We start from the raw sequence: 20,682 nt of genomic DNA, 5'->3' as shown, positions 1-20,682 counted from the left end.
TATTATATGAGATAAACATAAGCTGCAAAGCAGCGACTGACAGCTCGCTGGCAGTTTTATGAATGTAATAAATGAAAGGCTGAACTGTTACCGCTGTGGATGATTTGATGCAGCGAATAATATATGAGTTTTTATTTAACAGTTAAAATGAAACGAACATATGTGCTTGAAAACATAAATATTTGGTGTTAAGATAAAAGAAATATTTATGTTGCAATGTTGATAAGATGATTTAGAAATGAGGTTTTTATGGCAAAACATGAGGAAGTTAAGAAGTATATAAAGATAAGAAAGGCATCTGAGCATAATCTTAAAGGTATTGATATTGATATTCCAAGGGATGAGTTTGTGGTTCTTACGGGACTTAGCGGTTCGGGAAAGTCATCTCTTGCATTTGATACAATCTATGCGGAGGGACAGAGAAGATATATGGAGTCTCTGTCTTCTTATGCCAGACAGTTTTTGGGGCTTATGGAAAAACCTGATGTCGAGAAGATAGAAGGACTTCCGCCGGCTATTTCTATTGATCAGAAGTCTACAAACAGAAATCCGCGTTCGACTGTAGGTACTGTTACGGAGATTTATGATTACTTCAGACTTCTCTATGCGAGAGTTGGAATACCACATTGTCCTAAGTGTGGAAAAGAGATAAAGAGACAGACGGTAGACCAGATATGTGATGAGATTATGAAGCTTGAAAAAGGCACGAGATTACAGCTCCTTGCACCTGTTGTCAGAGGTAGAAAGGGTGAACATATCAAAGTTTTGGAAAGTGCCAGAAAGAGCGGTTATGTAAGAGTTGTCGTTGACGGTCACATCTATGAACTGTCAGAGGATATAAAGTTAGAGAAAAATAAAAAGCATGATATAGAGATAATGGTTGACAGGCTTGTTGTAAGAGAGGGAATAGAAAAGAGACTTACCGATTCTATTGAAAATGTTATGAGACTTTCTGACGGGCTTCTTATAGTAGATATTCCGGGTAAAGAACAGATTAGATTCAGCCAGAGTTTTTCGTGTGCTGACTGTGGTGTGAGCATTGATGAGATAGAGCCGAGGACATTCTCTTTTAACAATCCTTTTGGTGCGTGTGAGGTATGCCACGGTATCGGTTATAAGATGGAGTTTGCCGAGGAACTTATGATACCTGATCCTTCGTTGAGTATCACAGATGGGGCACTTGTCGTAAACGGATGGCAGTCTGTTACAAACAAGACAAGCTATGCCAGATGTGTCCTTGATGCACTTGCTAAGGAGTATGGTTTTGATCTTGATACCCCTTATCAGGACCTTCCTGAAAATATCAGGCATATGCTTATGCACGGAACGGATGGCAGGAGTGTACAGGTACACTACAGAGGTCAGCGTGGCGTTGGTGTCTATGATGTTGTTTTTGAGGGAATTATCAAAAATGTCGAGAGAAGATACAGGGAGACAGCGTCAGAGAGCACCAAGAAAGAGTATGAGAGTTTTATGAGAATAACACCTTGTAAGGCTTGTAAAGGAAAAAGACTCCGCCCGGAAGCACTTGCAGTAACAGTTGGGGACAAAAATATCGCCCAGATAACTGAACTTTCAATAATAGAACTTAAAAATTACCTTGATAACCTTGAACTTACAAAAAATCAGTTAAATATAGGCAGGGTTGTACTTAAAGAGATAAAAGCAAGAGTTGGATTTCTCGTTGAGGTAGGTCTTGAGTATCTCTCACTTTCAAGATACACGGCGAGTCTTTCAGGTGGTGAAGCACAGCGTATCAGACTTGCAACGCAGATAGGTTCGGGGCTTGTAGGAGTTGCCTATATACTTGATGAGCCGAGCATAGGACTTCACCAGAGGGACAATGATAAGCTGCTCGGTGCGTTGATGAAGTTAAAAGACCTCGGAAATACACTTATCGTTGTAGAACATGACGAAGATACGATGCTTGCGGCTGACTATATAGTAGACATAGGACCTGGAGCCGGTTCACATGGCGGCAAAGTGATTGCGACTGGAACGGCAAAAGACATCATGGCTTGCAAGGAGTCGATAACAGGTGATTATTTAAGCGGCAGAAAAAAGATACCTGTTCCTGAGGTGAGAAAAGAGCCTACAGGCTGGATAAAGGTAAAAGGTGCAAAAGAAAATAATCTCAAAAATATAAATGTAGAGTTTCCGACGGGAGTTATGACCTGTGTTACGGGAGTTTCAGGTTCGGGAAAAAGTTCGCTTGTAAATGAGATACTTTACAAGTATATGGCAAAACAGTTGAATAGGGCGAGAACTATACCGGGACTTTGCAATAGTGTTGAGGGTCTTGAACAGCTTGACAAGGTTATCAATATAGACCAGTCTCCGATAGGAAGAACACCACGCTCAAATCCTGCAACTTATACAGGGGTATTTGATATGATAAGAGATTTGTTTGCCGCAACACCTGATGCAAAAGCGAAAGGATATAAAAAAGGCCGTTTCAGCTTCAATGTAAAGGGAGGAAGATGTGAAAACTGCCACGGTGATGGAATTATAAAGATAGAGATGAACTTTCTGCCGGATGTATATGTTCCTTGCGAGGTATGCGGCGGAAAGAGATACAACAGGGAAACGCTCGATGTAAAATATAAAGGCAAGAGCATATATGATGTGCTGGACATGACAGTGGAAGAAGCACTCACATTCTTTGAAGCAGTACCGACTATCAGAAGAAAGATAGAAACACTTTATGAAGTGGGACTTTCATATATAAAACTCGGTCAGCCGTCAACAACGCTTTCAGGTGGTGAAGCACAAAGAATCAAACTTGCCACAGAACTTAGCAGGAGAAGTACGGGAAAAACGGTATATGTACTTGATGAGCCGACAACAGGACTTCATTTTGCAGATGTGCACAAACTCGTTGACATATTGAGGAGACTTACAGAGAATGGCAATACCGTTATTGTGATAGAGCATAATCTTGATGTTATAAAAACAGCAGATTATATAATTGACTTAGGTCCTGAGGGAGGAGCAAAAGGTGGAACAGTCATAGCAAAGGGCACACCTGAAAAGGTGGCAAAAAGCAAGAAGTCTTATACAGGGGCATTTATAAAGAAGATGCTTGAGAGGTGATTGCGAATATCAGCTTACCTGACAGATTATGATGGTTTTGCAAATGCTTAGTGGGAGATAAAAAGTGGAGAGGAGATATGCTTATGGATAAGAAAAATGACAACTCATTTTTTGCCATGCTGTCGAGGATGAAATATATTGAAAGATGGGCATTGATGCGTAATTCGCTTAGGGAGAATGTCAGTGAACATTCTCTCGAAACAGCGATGGTTGCTCATGCTCTAGCCATTATAGGAAATTGCAGGCTCGGTATGGACTATGATATTGAGCATATAGCGTTGCTTGCAATGTATCATGACTGTACGGAGATTATTACCGGAGATATGCCGACACCAGTTAAATATTACAACACTGAAATAAAAGATGCCTATAAGGAGATTGAGGTAAATGCGGCGAAAAATCTTCTTTCAAGACTTCCTGAGGATATGGCTTTGGAGTATGAAAAATATCTTTTGCCAAAAGAGGATGCATCAGTTATGAGACTTATAAAAGCGGCAGATAAAATATCGGCTCTTATCAAGTGCATAGAGGAAGAAAAAACAGGAAACAGAGAGTTTAATCATGCGAGAGAGTCAACTTTTAAGGCGATAAGAGAATTAGAGTGCAAAGAAGCTGAGATATTCTGTGAGGAGTTTGTGCCGGAGTATGAAAAGACGCTGGATGAGTTGAACTGAGAATGAGTATTTCCACACTTCCAGTGCGTAGAATACTAAGCGGTAGGAAAAGTAAAGGTGATTGACGATTATATTTGAGTCAATTATAATATATCTGATTATGTGAACTAATAATGTACTCTCGGTATCTTCTCAAAACGAGTCATTTCGGCTGCATTTCCGATATACTGTTTCCATTTTCTCGTCGTACACACCGTGTACGCACTGCGAAAATGTCATTGTATATCAAAAATCCATCTCGAAATTCTTCGTTCAGAAGATTCCGAGAGTACATAATATAGGATAGGAGTGAATTATGAAAATATCTGTAAGTAACATAGGTCTGATAAATCGTGCCGATATTGAACTGGATGGAATAACTGTCATTGGCAGGGATTTTTGGAAGAATATGAAAAGAAATGCCGTTTGATTAATGATTAAGTAAGAAAAACTCTATGAAAAACACAGAAAATGAGGTATATTATGGAACAGGACGAGATATATGGAGAATTTGCCTATGTCTATGATGAGTTCATGGATAACATTCCCTATGAACAGTGGCATGATTATCTTCATGGTTTATTGATAAAATATGGTGTTACAGACGGAATAGTGGCAGATCTTGCCTGTGGTACAGGTACAATGACAAAGTTGCTTGCAGATGACGGGTATGATATGATAGGTGTCGATATGTCATATGAGATGCTTGAGGTTGCAAGGCAGAAGTATTGCTGTCAGGATTTTGATGAAATTCCATATGAAAGTGAAAGTAAGTCTGATAGTTTGAAGGATGCTATGGAGTATAACGCACAGGGACAGGAAACAGGCGAGAGTAAAAATGAGATACTGTTTTTAAATCAGGATATGCGTGAACTTGACCTTTACGGTACTGCCGCCGCTATGGTGTGTGTCTGTGACGGCATGAATTATATAACGGATGAAAATGATCTGCTTAAGGTTTTTAAAAAAGTAAAGATTTTTCTTGATTTTGGAGGAATTTTTATTTTTGACATGAAAACGGGACATTTTTATGAGAATATACTTGGCAGCAGGACGATTGCAGAGAACAGAGAGGATGCAAGTTTTATATGGGAAAATGAATTTCATAAGGATACAGGCGTCAATGAATATCTGCTTACGATATATAGTCTTGTTGATGATGAGAACGACCTTTTTGAAAGGTCGGAAGAAATTCATCACCAGAGGGCATATGATATTAAGTTTGTAAGAGATTGTCTTGAAAAGGCGGGGCTTTCATGTCTTGAAGTTTATGACGCTTTCACGGAAAATGCGGCGAAAGAGGACAGCGAGAGGATTTATTTCGTGGCACAGCGACCTGAAAAAAAGACTATTTTAGCGTAAAATGAGAACTAATAAGTAACAGTTCAGCCATGAAATAAACAAAAGCTGCAAAGCAGCGACTGACAGCTTGCTGGCTGGTTTATGAATGTAAGAAATGAAAGGCTGAACTGTTACACTAATAATACAATGAATAAGCTTATTGTATTGACAAATATCATTTTATTGTTCACCAGTTACAGATAAATATAAATGGATACTACTGATTAAAAAGTTCAAAAATATCATCAGAAACGGAGATTAAAAATGAGTGAATATAAAGATTATATAGTTAGGGCAACAGCGGCAGACCATCAGCTTAGAGCGTTTGCGGTTACGAGTAAGGATATTGTTGAGAAAGCAAGGGAAATACATAACACAAGCCCGGTTGCAACAGCGGCTATCGGCAGACTTCTTACGGCAGCTTCAATGATGGGAAGTATGATGAAAGGTGAAAAAGATGTGCTCACACTTCAGATAGAATGTGGTGGTCCTATCGGCGGCATAACTGTTACGGCTGACTCAAACGCAGATGTAAAGGGATATGTAAACAATCCGAATGTTATACTTCCTCCAAATGCACAGGGAAAGCTTGATGTTTCGGGTGCACTCGGACCGGGATTTTTAAATGTTATAAAAGATATAGGTCTTAGAGAGCCTTACAATGGACAGACACATCTTGTATCAGGTGAGATAGCAGAAGACCTGACATATTATTTTGCAACATCTGAGCAGGTTCCGTCTTCGGTGGGTCTTGGAGTTCTTATGGATAAGGATAATCATGTGCGTCAGGCAGGAGGTTTTATAATTCAGGTTATGCCGGACACAGATGATGAGGTTATTGACAAGCTGGAGGCAAGACTTGGCGAAGTTCATTCTGTTACAGAGATGCTTGATAAGGGCATGACTCCTGAGGATATTTTGAATTATGTACTTGAGGGAATGGATGTGGAGATACTTGAAACTGTACCTACGCAGTATAAATGTGACTGTTCGTTCGAGCGGGTATCAAAGGTTATAGCAAGTCTGGGAAAAAAAGAACTGCAGGAAATGATAGATGACGGTAAGCCGGTAGAAGTTAATTGTCAGTTCTGCGGCTCACATTATAAATTTGATACGGAGCAGTTGAAAGAGTTTATAAAATAACTGTTTTAGATTAAGCAAACAGGCAGAAAAAATATATTAAAAGTATTGTGATAATCAAGCAGATAATGATTATGAGATACATGAAACGACTGAGAGATATACAGCGTAGATTAAGGAGATAATGTTCAGATGTCTTTAAAGCCTTTAAAAAAGAAAAAATATATACTTTTTACAGTTACATTTATTTGCTTTTTACTTTTTTTGAATCTGGGTAAGAGTCACAAAGAGCTTAAGGCAGATGCGATAGGTGTCGTAAATGTGAACGGGTATTTAAATGTACGAAAAGGACCGGGGATAGCTTATGCTAAATTACAGGCAGGCGGAACATCAGTTGTGCTGTCAAATGGACAGAAGGTTATCGTTATTGAAAAAAATGGAGACTGGTATCATATTAAATTTACGCAAAACAGTAGAAATCTCAACGGTTATGTAAATAAAAAATATTTAAAATTTAAAACAGGTAAAACATATACTTCAATAGTAGGATATGTGTCTTCTGAGACAAATGTAAGAAAAAATCTTAATGCAAAAAAGGAATATCTTACAAAAGATGGCAAAAAAATCACACTTCCTTCAAAAAGAAAAGTAAGAATATACATTGAAAAAAAATCCGGAGTGAAAAGATGGTATTATGCTTTATTTGTATATGAGGGAACATCTTATAAGGGATATATAGCAGCAGAAAATGTGAATGTTTCATATGGGACAGGACTTCCGGGAATATCAAAGAGCAGTAGAAATCTTAATATGTTAAAAACACCGGGAAAGGCTATTGTTATTACCAATTCATCAGGCAGAGAAATAGTTGTAAAAAATGGTGACCAGTTTGTTATTTTAGGGGAAAGGACGGTCGCATCAAAAAGATATTTTAAGGTGAAATTCATATCGGCAAAGATAACACATACAGGGTATATTTTGGCTGACAATGTATATTTTCAGATAATCAAAGGGAAAAGTGCAAGTGCAACAAAAAAACCTGCAGTGACAAAGAAACCGACAGTGACAGCTAAACCTTCAAAGAAACCTGATGCAACGGCAGCACCTAAAGTGACGGAAAAGCCGACAGCTGCACCTGAAACTAATGCTGAATTTAAGAAAAATCTGAAAAAGGCAGGATTTCCGGATGATTATATAACGGAACTTGTAAAACTTCATGAGAAATATCCATGTTGGGAGTTTAAGCCTTATAAGACCGGTTTAAAATGGTCTACGGTCATAAATAATGAGTCAAAGGTAGGGCTTAATCTTTTGAGTATAAATAAGTCATATGCGTGGAAATCGACAGAAGCAAAGGCTTATGACTGGACAAAGGACAGGTATATACCATACGATGGAAGTACCTGGGTTACGGCATCAAAAAAAGCGGTAAAATATTATATGGATCCGCGAAATTTCCTTGATGAAAGAGGAATTTTCCAGTTTGAGAGTCTTGAGTATCAGAGGGGAAGTCAGACACAGTCGGGTGTTGAAAATATCTTAAAAAATACACCTATGTATAATAAAAAATATACATATAAGAGCAGCGGCAAAAATGTGAGTGTCAAATATTCAAAAACATTTATGACGGCTGCAAAAAAATCTAAGGTAAGTCCTTATCATCTTGCGTCACGAGTGAAGCAGGAGGTTGTAATAAATGCGAATAAAATGAGCAGCTCGGTATCTGGAACTGTATCCGGATATAAAGGAATATACAATTTTTATAATATCGGTGCAAATAACAGTGTTGTTGCCGGAGGTGCAGTGGCAAACGGATTGAAATGGGCGAAAACGGGAAAGACCTATCTTCGCCCGTGGAATAACAGATACAAGTCATTAGTCGGCGGTGCACAGTATATAGGAAAAAATTATATAAATATGGGACAGAATACTCTGTACCTTGAAAAATTTAATGTCACAGCTAAAAACAGGTATAATCATCAGTATATGGGAAATATAGAAGCACCAAACAATGAGGCGACAAAAACAGTTGCGGCTTATGGTGTGATAGACAAAAATATGTCGATGGTATTTTCAATACCGGTGTATGATAATATGCCTGAGGAAGCATGTGATGTTCCGTCCGGTGGCAAGAATCCAAACAATTATCTGAGTACGCTTTATATTAAAGATCATGCGTTTGACAGTAAGTTTGTGCTTGGAGATAACGGAACAAAGACATATACACTTACGGTGAACAACAGTGTTTCAAGTGTAAAGATATGTGCTTCAAAGGTAAGCAAACATTCGACGATGACAGGCACAGGAATAAAGAGCCTTGAAGTCGGGACAAATACTTTCTATGTAAAAGTGAAATCTGAAAGCGGAAATACAAGAAAATACAAAATTGTTGTGACACGAAAATAGATGATATTGTATTAGTGGTGGCAGGGGTGATTTGATTGAAAAAAGAAAGAAAAACTAATATATTTTATAAGTTTGCATTTGCATTATTTTTTTTAATGGTATGCATAAATACCAAAGCTGTAAATGTGAGTGCGGCAAGTGCTGAGGTGTCGATAAGGGCATCATCCGGTCAGGTTTCAAAAGGGGATATAGTTTATGTGATAATCACGATAAATTCATCTGATGCCATGAGTGGCTTTGAGGGCAGTTTTTCTTATGACAGCAGGGTCCTTCAGTATATGACAGGCGGGAGTGTTGCAAGTGGCAATGACAACCGGTTTCAAATAGAAGATACAGGCAGGGAGACCGGGGTGAACAGTCTTAAATATTCCATTAAGTTTGTCGCGAGAAAAGAGGGCAGTACATCAATAGAATTAAAACAGCCATATGCAGTATATAATTCAGAAGATTCTTCAAAGATGTCAGTATCTTCCGACACACTTAATATAATGGTTAAGAGTAAGAGTGCTAAAAAAGCGGATGCACCCCAAAAAAATGACAATAAAGAGCCTGACGGTAAAGAACCGGCAGGGACAGAAAAACCTTACGATGGCAAAAAAAATAATGATGAGTCTGCGAAAGATGATATAAAGCCGAGTGAAAGTCCGAAACCTAAAACGAAAAAGAAAAAAATAAACGCTGATGATAAAAAAAATACTACAAAAAATGCGGTTAAGAGTGTGACCGCAACATATCAGAACAGCGTTATAACCATTCATTATAATGAAGAATATAAGGTTGTTCCGCTAGAGAATGACAAGGATATTCCGACAGGGTTTGGAAAAACAGAGATAGTTCTAAGTGGTCATGTCATAACGGCATATGCCACCGAAGATAATCTTGAGCATAAATTTGTACTTATATATTGTAAATGCGGAAGACAGGAGCCGGAGTTTTATCTGTATGATACGGAAAATGACAGCTTTATGCCCTATGATAAAGTAAAAGCATGGTACAAAGAAAGTATCGGAAATACTGTTGTAGGTTCAGATTCTGTCAGTGAAACAAAATTAAAGACGATGAAATATATTGTGGGAATAATGGTTATCATATGTCTGTTGATGTTTATAGGAATGATAACAATATATTTGCATTATCGGCAGAATAATAATATTATAAGTGCATATGGTGGTATTTCAGACGGCAGTGCCGGTGGTATTGATAATGCCGGAACTGTTGACAGCACAGATACAATAGAATATATGGGAAAGATAAAACACACATATGGTGAAAATATGCCGAAATTTGACAGTCTAAAAGATGGTATGTCAAAAAAAGATGTATCAGGAACAGATATATCAGAAAAAGAGATGTTGGGAGATAATAACGAAAAAACAGATTTGGATTCGTTTGAGGAAAAAAGTAACAACATTACGCATTATTGGCATAGAGAATGAGAGTAAAAATTATGAAATAAGAAAGCCGTATAGCAGCGGTTGACAGCCTGGTTACAGATTTATGGATATAAGAAATTAAAGACTTAGCTGTTGCAGGCAGACTAATAAAATGAAGGAGTTTTGAGCGTATGCGAAATAAATTTACCAAAAGTGCACAAAAAGCACTTGATAATTCGTTGGGTGTCGCAAAATCATTTGGACACGGTTATATTGGAACTGAACATCTGCTTATAGCACTTGTAAAAACTAAGGGTGTTGCAGCAGAGGTTATGCGTGAGAACGGAGTGGAAGAAGAAAAACTCAGGGTTCTTATAGAGGAAATGATTGAAACAGGCGAGGGAGTAGCGGTGGCAGAAAGACCGCAATATACACCAAGAGCCAGAAAGATTATTGAAAACAGCATAACCGAGGCGGAGAGATTAGGCTCAGCTCAGGCGGGAACAGAGCATATCCTTATTGCAATGCTTAAAGAGACGGAGTGTCTTGGAGTAAGACTTCTCAATACGAGAGGGATAAATGTCCAGAAACTCTATGTGGATCTTCTTACGGCGACGGGGCAGGATGTAAACAGTGCCAAAAATGAGTATATGATGCAGAAAAGCAGAAGGAATAAATCTGCAACACCGATGCTTGACCAGTACAGCAGAAATCTTACCGAGTATGCAAAAGACGGAAAACTTGATCCGGTCATAGGCAGGGACAGAGAGATTACAAGACTTATAGAGATACTTAGCAGAAGAACAAAGAACAATCCGTGTCTTGTCGGAGAACCGGGTGTCGGAAAGACGGCAGTGGTTGAGGGACTTGCACAAAAGATTGCGGTAGGTGATGTGCCTGATATTATTAAGGACAAAAAGGTGCTCACACTTGATCTTTCAGGAATGGTCGCAGGTTCAAAATACAGAGGAGAGTTTGAGGAGAGGATAAAAAGGGCTGTAAGAGAAGTTACACAGTCGGGAAATATTCTTTTATTTATAGATGAGATACACACTATTATCGGAGCAGGTGGTGCAGAGGGTGCACTTGATGCGGCAAACATATTAAAGCCGTCACTTGCAAGAGGTGAACTTCAGCTTATCGGAGCAACAACGCTAGACGAGTACCGCAAGTATATAGAAAAAGATGCAGCTTTAGAACGCCGTTTTCAGCCGGTAGATGTAAGTGAGCCGGACACGGAGGAGACTATTGCGATACTTGCAGGTCTTAAAGAAAGATATGAGGAGCACCACGGAGTAAAGATAAGTGACAGTGCCATAGTATCGGCAGTAAAAATGTCTGAGAGATATGTAAATGACAGATTTCTTCCTGACAAGGCGATAGATGTTATTGACGAGGCGGGGGCTAGAGTCAGTCTTAGCAGATACCTTTCAACACCTGAACTCCGTGAGCTTGAAGAAGATATATTAAGGTGGGAAAAAGAAAAAGAGGATGCCATTAGAAATGAAGATTATGCCCATGCCGGAGAGCTAAAGAAAATGCAGTCTGATGCAGAAAAAAGACTTGAAAAACTTCGCACTGACATAGAGAAAGAGAAAAACAGAAAAGAAGTATGTGTGGATGAAAATGATGTGGCAGCGGTTATCGCCGACTGGACAAAAATACCGGTTCAAAAGCTTCAGGAGGAAGAGACAGAGCGTCTAAAAAAACTTGAGAGCATACTTCATGAGAGAGTAGTCGGACAGGAAGAAGCTATCGAAGCAGTATCAAAAGCTGTGAGACGAGGAAGGGTAGGGCTTAAAGATCCGAACAGACCGATAGGCTCATTCCTTTTCTTAGGACCAACAGGTGTAGGAAAAACGGAACTTTCAAAGGCACTTGCTGAAGCTGTATTTGGAAAAGAAAATGAGATAATAAGAGTTGATATGTCCGAATATATGGAGAAACACAGTGTTTCAAAAATGATTGGTTCACCTCCGGGATATGTAGGATATGAAGAGGGTGGTCAGTTAAGCGAAAAAGTGAGGAGACATCCTTATTCAGTCGTACTCTTTGACGAAATCGAAAAGGCTCATCCTGATGTATTTAACATTCTTCTTCAAATACTTGAAGATGGTCATGTTACGGATGCACAGGGAAGAAAGGTAAGTTTTAAGAATACTATCATCATTATGACTTCAAATGCAGGTGCACAGCGTATAGTATCGCCTAGCCGCCTTGGTTTTGGTACTGACGACAGTGAGGAAGCCGATTACAAAAAGATGAAAGAGGGCGTTATGGATGAAGTAAAGAAAATCTTCAAGCCTGAGTTTATAAACAGAATTGATGAAGTACTTGTATTCCATATGCTCACAAAAGAAAATCTCAAAGAGATAGTAAGAATACTGCTCAGAAACCTTAGCAGCAGAACCAATGCACAGATGCGTATAAATCTTGCTGTATCAGAGAAAGCAGTAGAATATATTGCAGACAAAGGATTTGACAAAAATTATGGTGCAAGACCTATAAGAAGAGCAATACAGACAGAGATAGAAGATCTTCTTGCAGATAAACTTCTTGCAGGAGAAGTTAAGGCGGGAGAGAAAGTAAATGTTGATTATGATGAAACTGAGAAAAAGATAATCATATCAGTGGAACAGTAGAAAATAGCTGCAGCTTCAAACAAATCGATTTGTTTTAGACAACTTGACAACGGAAATCAAAATTATAAAAAAGTGATAACAGTTCAGCCTTCCATTTATTACATTCATAAATCTGCCGGTAAAATGTCAGTCGCTGCTACGCAGCTTATGTTTACCTCATGTAATAAATGAAAGGCTATTCTACCATAAAAATATAATCAGCAATACAATGAGCAAGCTCAGATATTACGATTATATTTTTATGGCTGAACTTGTTACAAAAAAGTGACTAAAATCCGATATATTTTTTTGCAAATTGCAACAAAATGTGATATTCTAAGAGTAAATCAGTAACAGTTCAGTCATAAAAGAAATGATGAATTGTTACTTAAAGCAAAATACAATAAGCGGAAAGAAAATATGAGTGAAACGCTTATTCATTCCGCATAATTATTTCGTCAAAATAAAAGGACATAGGAGGAAAGATTATGGCTGTTATAAAGGAATTGATTCGCAAGGAGAACGACGGAACATTAAGTTTTGGAAACTTTGAGTTTGACACAAAACAGAAGAAATCTGATTTTGAGTATGAGGGAGATTTATATAAGGTAAAGACCTTTAAAGAGATAACAAAACTTGAGAAAAACGGATTGTTCGTTTATGAATCAGTACCGGGAACTGTTGTAACTGAGATGAAGAATACTGATAGTGAAATGAGTTTCATGGTAGAGGGCTGGGAGGACAGTTCTATTACGGTTGAGCTTGAGCCTGATACAGAATATAAAGTATTTGTAGATGGTACAAATATCGGTAAAATGAAGTCAAATCTTGCTGGAAAGATTAGTATAAGCATAGAGGTAGAGCCTGAAAAGCAGTATAAGATTCAGGTTGTTAAGTTGTAATATTTATAAACTTGCCAAGTAGTGTAATATGACACAATAATCATAGCTGTTCACGCATAAGTGTGGACAGCAGCCGATAATGAGGATAAGTATGGCAAAATCTAAAAAAAAGACGGTTTTTTTCTGTAAGCAGTGCGGATATGAATCATCTAAGTGGCTTGGACAGTGTCCCGGATGTCATGAGTGGGATTCATTTGTTGAAGAACCAGTTGCAAAAGCGGTACCGGGAGTTTCGGGTACCGTTTCTGCGACTAAAAAGGATGCAGTTCCGACGCTGCTTTCTAATGTTACCACAGATGATGAAAACAGAATAAGTACAAAAATATCAGAGATGGACAGAGTTCTCGGAGGAGGTATTGTTGTCGGTTCGCTTGTGCTCGTGGGAGGTGATCCCGGCATAGGAAAATCAACACTTTTGCTTCAGATGTGCAGAAATCTTTCGGATGAGGGTAAAAAAGTTCTCTATGTATCAGGTGAGGAATCACTTCGCCAGATAAAAATGAGAGCAGAGAGACTTGGAACATTTTCTAGAGACATTTCCATATTGTGTGAGACGGATCTTGATATAATATCAAACAGCATAACTGACATGATGCCTGATGTTGTCATAATAGACTCGATACAAACTATGTATAGGGAAGATGTAGGCTCTGCACCAGGAAGCGTAAGCCAGGTAAGGGAAGCTACAAGTATTCTTATGAGGATAGCAAAGGGGCTTCATATAACGGTATTTATCGTCGGCCATGTTACAAAAGAAGGTGTGGTGGCAGGTCCGAGGGTTCTCGAACATATGGTAGATACGGTGCTTTATTTTGAGGGAGACGGTGGTGCATCGTTCAGATTTTTAAGAGGAGTAAAGAACAGATTTGGTTCGACAAATGAGATCGGTGTATTTGAGATGCGTGCAGATGGGCTTAGGGAAGTTTTAAATCCATCTGAATATATGCTTCAGGGAAAGCCTGAAAATGAAGCCGGGTCGGTTGTTGCGTGTTCTATAGAGGGGACAAGACCGATACTTGTTGAGGTACAGGCACTTGTGTGCCGCACTAATTTTAATATGCCTAGAAGAACATCAGCGGGTACTGATTATAACAGGGTAAATCTTCTATTGGCAGTAATGGAAAAAAGGATAGGGCTGCATCTGGGCGACTGCGACGCATATATAAATGTCGCAGGAGGTATGAGGATAAATGAGCCTGCACTTGACATGGGCATAGTTCTTGCTGTTCTTTCAAGTTATAAAAATATAGCTATTGACAGTAAGACGATATGTTTTGGCGAGGTTGGACTTGTAGGCGAGGTAAGAGCAGTAAACCAGGCAGAGCAGAGAGTTCTCGAAGCTGCAAAACTTGGTTTTGACAGATGTATTATGCCTAAAGTAAATTGTGAAAGTTTAAGTATTGACAGTTCACAGTTAAAAGGGATGAAACTTGTAGGAGTTAAGAGTATATATGAATTGCTGGAGGAAATATAAATGGAGTTGAAGGAAACAGAAAAAACTACGGAAGTTGTATTGGAGAGAATGGAAAATACAATGATGAATCTTGAACAAATGTCATTTGATTCAATAAATATAACTGACCGTATAGTTACATTACTTAGTGATGCCAGAGAACTGTTTGCAGCTTTCAAGACAGGTGATGAAAAAGATAAAGAAGAAGCATTACAGGGAGTTGAAAGCATTTTTAATCAACTTTTGGAGACTTCATTTGAAGTAAACAATGTATCTCATGAATTGGAAAAAGAAACTGTATATCAGAGAGAAACTGTAGATTCTATCAGGCAGATAGTTGATTATCTGTATGCCATATCCGGTGACGGAATGTTTTGATTTTTATATTAAATATATATTTTATTAAAATGTGATACTTGTAAAAGATATTATAGGAATGGAGATAATCGTGGGAAAATATGAATTTATCGCACCATGTCATTTTGGACTGGAAGCGGTTTTAAAGAAAGAGATAATACGACTCGGATACGAGATAGTAAAAGTGGAAGATGGAAAAGTGACATTTACGGGGGATTCAGATGCAATCTGCCGTGCAAATATATTTCTTAGAACAACAGAAAGAATACTGCTTAAGATAGGCAGCTTTAAGGCAACTACATTTGATGAACTCTTTGAGGGGACAAAAGCACTGCCGTGGGAAAATTACATTCCTGAAAACGGAAAGTTCTGGGTTACGAAAGCTACATCCATAAAAAGTAAGTTATTCAGTCCGTCAGACATACAGTCCATTATGAAAAAGGCAATGGTTGACAGACTTAAATCCAAATATAATGTAAGTTGGTTTCAGGAGGATGGAGCAAGTTATCCGGTGAGGGTAACTATAATGAAAGATGAAGTAGTGGTGGGGCTTGACACATCGGGAGAGTCGCTTCACAAGAGAGGTTATCGTCTTGCCACCGTAAAAGCACCGATTACGGAGACGCTTGCAGCGGCGCTTATCATGCTCACACCGTGGAATAAAGAACGCATACTGCTCGACCCGTTCTGCGGAAGCGGTACATTTCCTATTGAAGCGGCAATGATAGGAGCAAATATCGCACCGGGCATGAACCGTTCGTTTATTTCCGAGGAATGGACACATATCATTCCTAAAAAAGAGTGGTATGATGCCATTGATGAAGCCGAGGATATGATAATCAGAGACATAGAGATGGATATACAGGGCTACGATATAAGTGAAAATGCGATAAAAGCAGCAATGGAAAATGCGAGAAATGCGGAGGTGGACCATCTTGTTCATTTCCAGAGACGACCGTTAAACCAGACGAGCCACCGAAAGAAATATGGTTTTATCATAACAAATCCACCATACGGAAGACGACTCGATGAACCTGACGAAATGCCTTCACTTTATAAAGAGATAGGAAATGTCTATAGAAGTCTTGACTCATGGTCAATGTATCTTATAACAGCTTATGAGCAGGCTGAAAAGTACATCGGCAGGAAAGCGGACAAAAACCGCAAGATATATAACGGCATGATGAAAACATATTTTTATCAGTATATGGGACCAAAGCCGCCGAGAAGATAGTGCTGTAAAATTCGCGTGTTAATTATGTTGCAAAAAAAGGTGTATATAGTATAATAATGTTAATATTATTTGGAATATCAGGCAGAACACAGGAGTCTGCTGATTTTTGGGGCGAATAGAAATAATCTGAACAGGGGAACTTTATTTTATAATAGAGTTCCCTAAAATATTGTTTTTAGATGTGGCAGAATTGTTGCTTTTCAGATGCGGCAAGACATACTGCTCTTATCGCTGCACAGCTTGACATTAGCTGTCAGCCTGTGCGACAATAAATAAATTGCGTAGCAATACAGCAATCCACAAGACTTTAGAGATGGAGGAAAACATGAAGGAGTTATTAAAGTATATAAAGGATTACAAAAAGGAATGTGTCCTCGGTCCTTTATTCAAGCTGTTAGAGGCCTGTTTTGATCTTACAGTGCCTATCGTGATGGCAAAGATAATTGATGAAGGAATCGCAAAAAGTGATTCTCATTTTATACTTGTCTACGGAGGTGTCCTGATACTTTTAGCAGCGGTCGGACTTTTAAGTTCGATAACGGCACAATATTTTGCGGCTAAGGCAGCAGTCGGATTTGCCACAAATTTGAGACACGGACTTTTTAAACATATTGAGTCACTTTCATTTACGGAGATGGATACGGTCGGTATCTCAACTCTTATTACAAGAATGACAAGTGATATAAACCAGATGCAGTCAGGTGTAAATATGGCACTCAGACTGTTCCTGCGCTCGCCATTTATTGTGTTTGGTGCAGAAGTCATGGCATTTACGGTTGATGTAAAAGCTGCAATAGTGTTTGCGGTTGTTATCCCCATCCTTGCCGTTGTCGTACTTGGAATAATGGCTGTCAGTATGCCGCTTTACAGAAAAGTTCAGGCAGGACTTGATGGTATTCTAGGCAGGACAAGACAAAATCTTACGGGTGTGCGTGTTATCAGGGCATTTGACAAAGAGGAAGCGGAAAAAGAAGATTTCAACAATGAAAATCAGATACTTACAAATCTACAGCTTCTTGTAGGAAAAATATCAGCACTTACAAATCCGGTGACATATATCTTTTTGAATGTAGCACTTGTCGTACTTTTGTATGTCGGTGCGATAAGAGTTGACGGAGGATTTCTCACACAGGGAAAAGTTATTGCACTCGTTAATTATATGTCACAGATTCTTGTTGAACTTATAAAACTTGCAAATACCATTGTGCTTTCTACAAAGGCTGTTGCCTGCGGAAACAGAATACAGTCTGTATTTGAGATGAAACCGTCGATTATGGATGATTTTGTATCAGACGATGAAGAATTCGGTAGTATGAAAAAATCAGATAATGCCGAAAGCAGCAAGCTGACTGACGAAGAAAATGTTTTAGGTTCTGAAAAAGAGTTAATAAATAAATCAGCAGACAGTATTTCAAAAGGTGCAGAGGTTGTATTTGAAAATGTAGACCTGACATATAAAGGTGCAGGGGATAAGTCACTTGAAAACATATCATTTACGGCTCCTGCCGGCTCGACTATAGGTATCATAGGAGGAACAGGTTCAGGAAAATCTTCACTTGTAAACCTTATACCGAGATTTTATGATGCGACCGCAGGAAAAGTTCTTATTGACGGAAAAAATGTAAAAGATTATAAAGTATCGGAAGTAAGAAGTATTGTCGGTATCGTTATGCAGAAAGCCGTGTTATTTAAAGGCAGCATAAGAGAAAACATGAAGTGGGGAAATGATAAGGCAACCGATGACGAGATAAATTTTGCACTTGAAAATGCACAGGCGGCAGAGATAGTCGCAGGCAAAGAGGGCGGTCTTGATTATATGATAGAGCAGAGCGGACGCAATCTTTCAGGTGGACAAAAACAGAGATTTACGATTGCAAGAGCACTTGTAAGACGACCAAAAGTCCTTATATTAGATGACAGTGCGTCAGCACTTGATTTTGCAACTGATGCGAAACTCAGAAAATCACTTAAACAGCTTGGTTATGAGCCGACAACATTTATCGTATCGCAGAGAACATCATCAATAAAGCACGCCGATATGATACTTGTACTCGACGACGGAAAAGTCGTTGGAAAAGGAACTCATGACGAACTTCTTGAAAATTGTGAAGTTTACCATGAAATTTATATGTCACAGTTTAAAGATAAAAAAGCAGATGAGGAGGTGTCAGCATAATGGAAAAGAAAAAATCACAGTGGGAAACAATAAAGCGTGTTTTGAAATATACAAAAAAATACAATATTTATATAGCTTTTTCACTGATACTCGCAGCGGTAACGGTAGTGCTTACACTTTATCTTCCTATACTTACGGGTAATGCAGTTGACCTGATGCTCGGAAAAGATGTTGTCAAATTTACCGGACTTATGGCTATTTTAAAGAAGATGGCAGTTATAATAGCGTTTACGGCACTTGCACAGTGGCTTATGAACATTTGCAACAACAAGATAACTTACAATGTTGTAAGGGATATAAGAAAAGATGCGTTTGAAAAAATTCAGATACTTCCATTAAAATATATTGACGGACATCCGTCAGGTGATGTTGTGAGCAGGGTTATCGCAGATGCCGACCAGTTTGCAGACGGACTTCTTATGGGATTTACACAGGCATTTACGGGAGTGCTTACGATACTTGGAACGCTTATCTTTATGTTAAGCCTCAATGTATGGATAACACTTGTCGTTGTAATTGTAACGCCGTTGTCATTTTTTGTTGCGAGTTTTATTGCGAGAAAGACATACACTATGTTTAAATTGCAATCGGCAACAAGAGGAGAGCAGACAGCACTTATAGATGAGATGGTAGGAAACCAGAAAGTTGTGCAGGCATACGGACACGAGAAAGAAGCACTTGATAAGTTTGACGATATAAACAAGAGACTTCAAAAATATTCACTTCAGGCAACATTCTTCTCATCAATAACAAATCCGGCAACAAGATTTGTCAACAATATCGTGTATGCAGGAGTAGGAGTGACTGGAGCATTTTTCGCATTAAACGGGTATCTTTCAGTGGGAATGTTATCATGCTTTTTAGGTTATGCTAACCAGTACACAAAGCCGTTCAATGAAATTTCAGGCGTAGTAACGGAACTTCAGAATGCCATTGCGTGTGCGTCGAGAGTTCTTGAACTTATCGACGAAGAACCTCAGATACCGGAGGACGATGATGCCGTTGAGCTTACCGGAGTAAAAGGAGAGGTGGAACTTTCAGGAGTTTACTTCTCATATGTCGAGGACAAAAAACTTATCACCGACTTTAACCTTGATGTAAAACCGGGACAGAGAGTTGCAATAGTAGGACCTACCGGCTGCGGAAAAACAACGCTTATAAATCTTTTGATGAGATTTTATGATGTAAATGAGGGAAGCATAAAAGTAGACGGAACAGACATAAGACATCTCACAAGGGCAAGTCTCAGGAAAAACATAGGAATGGTGCTTCAGGAGACTTGGCTTAAAGACGGTACTATATTTGAAAATATCGTTATGGGAAAACCGGATGCGACAAAAGAAGAAGTAATCGCGGCGGCAAAAGCAACCCACGCACACAGCTTTATAAAAAGACTTGCAAACGGTTATGACACGGTGATAAAAGAGGACGGAGACACATTGTCACAGGGGCAGAAGCAGCTTCTCTGTATCACAAGAGTAATGCTCTTAAAACCGCCAATGCTCATACTTGACGAGGCAACATCATCAATAGACACGAGAACTGAGATAAAGATACAGAATGCATTTGGAAAACTGATGGAGGGAAGAACGAGCTTTATAGTAGCACACAGGTTATCAACAATCCAGAATGCGGACATCATTCTTGTAATGAAGGATGGAAATATAATAGAGCAGGGCAACCATGATGAACTGCTTAAGAAAAAAGGATTTTACTGCAATCTATATAATAGTCAGTTTGCGTAAAAAAGTCACAATTCACACAGAATACAAGATACAGATATAGTTTTGCAAACTTGTTTGCAGAAAACAATATCTGTATCTTGTATCAAGGCGAATAGCCTGACCCAAACGACATGACTAAGCTTTAAGCAGTTTGAAAAACTGCGGTTTTCGCTTTGGCGAAAATGCTTAGGAATGTTGTTTAACTCAGGTGTGAATTGCAAAAGGTGTGGACGATAGTTATGAAACAATATATAAATTTTTGTAGTAAT

At 38.7% G+C, this 20,682-nt stretch carries 13 protein-coding genes; all 13 read left to right on the top strand.

Going from position 1 to position 20,682, the window contains the following annotated elements; genetic code table 11:
- Nucleotides 1–249 precede the first annotated feature (249 nt).
- The 13 genes from uvrA (at nucleotide 250) to DWZ63_RS05825 (ending at nucleotide 20,434) form a co-directional block, all read left to right on the top strand.
- Nucleotides 250–3,093: an excinuclease ABC subunit UvrA gene (gene uvrA, locus DWZ63_RS05885; protein WP_055944852.1), complete on the top strand. Its 2,844-nt coding sequence runs from the start codon at nucleotides 250–252 to the stop codon at nucleotides 3,091–3,093.
- 83 nt (nucleotides 3,094–3,176) lie between these two features.
- Nucleotides 3,177–3,767 (top strand): 5'-deoxynucleotidase, encoded by a 591-nt coding sequence (yfbR, locus tag DWZ63_RS05880; protein WP_055945642.1) that lies wholly within the window; start codon nucleotides 3,177–3,179, stop codon nucleotides 3,765–3,767.
- Between the two features lie 462 nt (nucleotides 3,768–4,229).
- Complete coding sequence (locus tag DWZ63_RS05875; protein WP_055944849.1) at nucleotides 4,230–5,108, top strand: class I SAM-dependent methyltransferase; 879 nt, start codon at nucleotides 4,230–4,232, stop codon at nucleotides 5,106–5,108.
- A 243-nt stretch (nucleotides 5,109–5,351) separates the two neighbouring features.
- The gene (gene hslO / locus DWZ63_RS05870; protein ID WP_055944845.1) at nucleotides 5,352–6,230 is read left to right on the top strand and encodes an Hsp33 family molecular chaperone HslO; all 879 of its coding nucleotides are present in this window, start codon (nucleotides 5,352–5,354) and stop codon (nucleotides 6,228–6,230) included.
- A 129-nt stretch (nucleotides 6,231–6,359) separates the two neighbouring features.
- Nucleotides 6,360–8,573 (top strand): SH3 domain-containing protein, encoded by a 2,214-nt coding sequence (locus DWZ63_RS05865; protein ID WP_055944842.1) that lies wholly within the window; start codon nucleotides 6,360–6,362, stop codon nucleotides 8,571–8,573.
- Nucleotides 8,574–8,608: 35 nt separating this feature from the next.
- On the top strand, nucleotides 8,609–10,009 hold the full coding sequence (locus DWZ63_RS05860; RefSeq protein ID WP_118499114.1) for a cohesin domain-containing protein: 1,401 nt from the start codon (nucleotides 8,609–8,611) through the stop codon (nucleotides 10,007–10,009).
- A 128-nt stretch (nucleotides 10,010–10,137) separates the two neighbouring features.
- Entirely contained in the window at nucleotides 10,138–12,588 is a 2,451-nt protein-coding gene (locus tag DWZ63_RS05855) for an ATP-dependent Clp protease ATP-binding subunit (protein WP_055944838.1), read from the top strand.
- Between the two features lie 467 nt (nucleotides 12,589–13,055).
- Complete coding sequence (locus tag DWZ63_RS05850; protein WP_055944836.1) at nucleotides 13,056–13,469, top strand: hypothetical protein; 414 nt, start codon at nucleotides 13,056–13,058, stop codon at nucleotides 13,467–13,469.
- A 91-nt stretch (nucleotides 13,470–13,560) separates the two neighbouring features.
- Entirely contained in the window at nucleotides 13,561–14,943 is a 1,383-nt protein-coding gene (gene radA, locus DWZ63_RS05845) for a DNA repair protein RadA (RefSeq protein WP_022013794.1), read from the top strand.
- Nucleotides 14,944–15,300, top strand: coding sequence for a hypothetical protein (locus DWZ63_RS05840; protein ID WP_022013795.1), 357 nt, complete (start codon nucleotides 14,944–14,946; stop codon nucleotides 15,298–15,300).
- 70 nt (nucleotides 15,301–15,370) lie between these two features.
- The gene (locus tag DWZ63_RS05835; RefSeq protein WP_118499112.1) at nucleotides 15,371–16,513 is read left to right on the top strand and encodes a class I SAM-dependent RNA methyltransferase; all 1,143 of its coding nucleotides are present in this window, start codon (nucleotides 15,371–15,373) and stop codon (nucleotides 16,511–16,513) included.
- A 325-nt stretch (nucleotides 16,514–16,838) separates the two neighbouring features.
- Nucleotides 16,839–18,689, top strand: coding sequence for an ABC transporter ATP-binding protein (locus tag DWZ63_RS05830; RefSeq protein WP_118499110.1), 1,851 nt, complete (start codon nucleotides 16,839–16,841; stop codon nucleotides 18,687–18,689).
- Complete coding sequence (locus DWZ63_RS05825) at nucleotides 18,689–20,434, top strand: ABC transporter ATP-binding protein (RefSeq protein ID WP_118499108.1); 1,746 nt, start codon at nucleotides 18,689–18,691, stop codon at nucleotides 20,432–20,434. Before DWZ63_RS05830 ends, DWZ63_RS05825 begins: the two co-directional genes overlap by 1 nt.
- The last annotated feature ends 248 nt before the right edge of the window (nucleotides 20,435–20,682 follow it).

The sequence above is a fragment of the Clostridium sp. AF34-13 genome (assembly GCF_003477845.1).
GTDB lineage: Bacteria > Bacillota > Clostridia > Lachnospirales > Lachnospiraceae > Butyribacter > Butyribacter intestini.
This window is presented reverse-complemented; position numbering and strand designations above follow the sequence as displayed.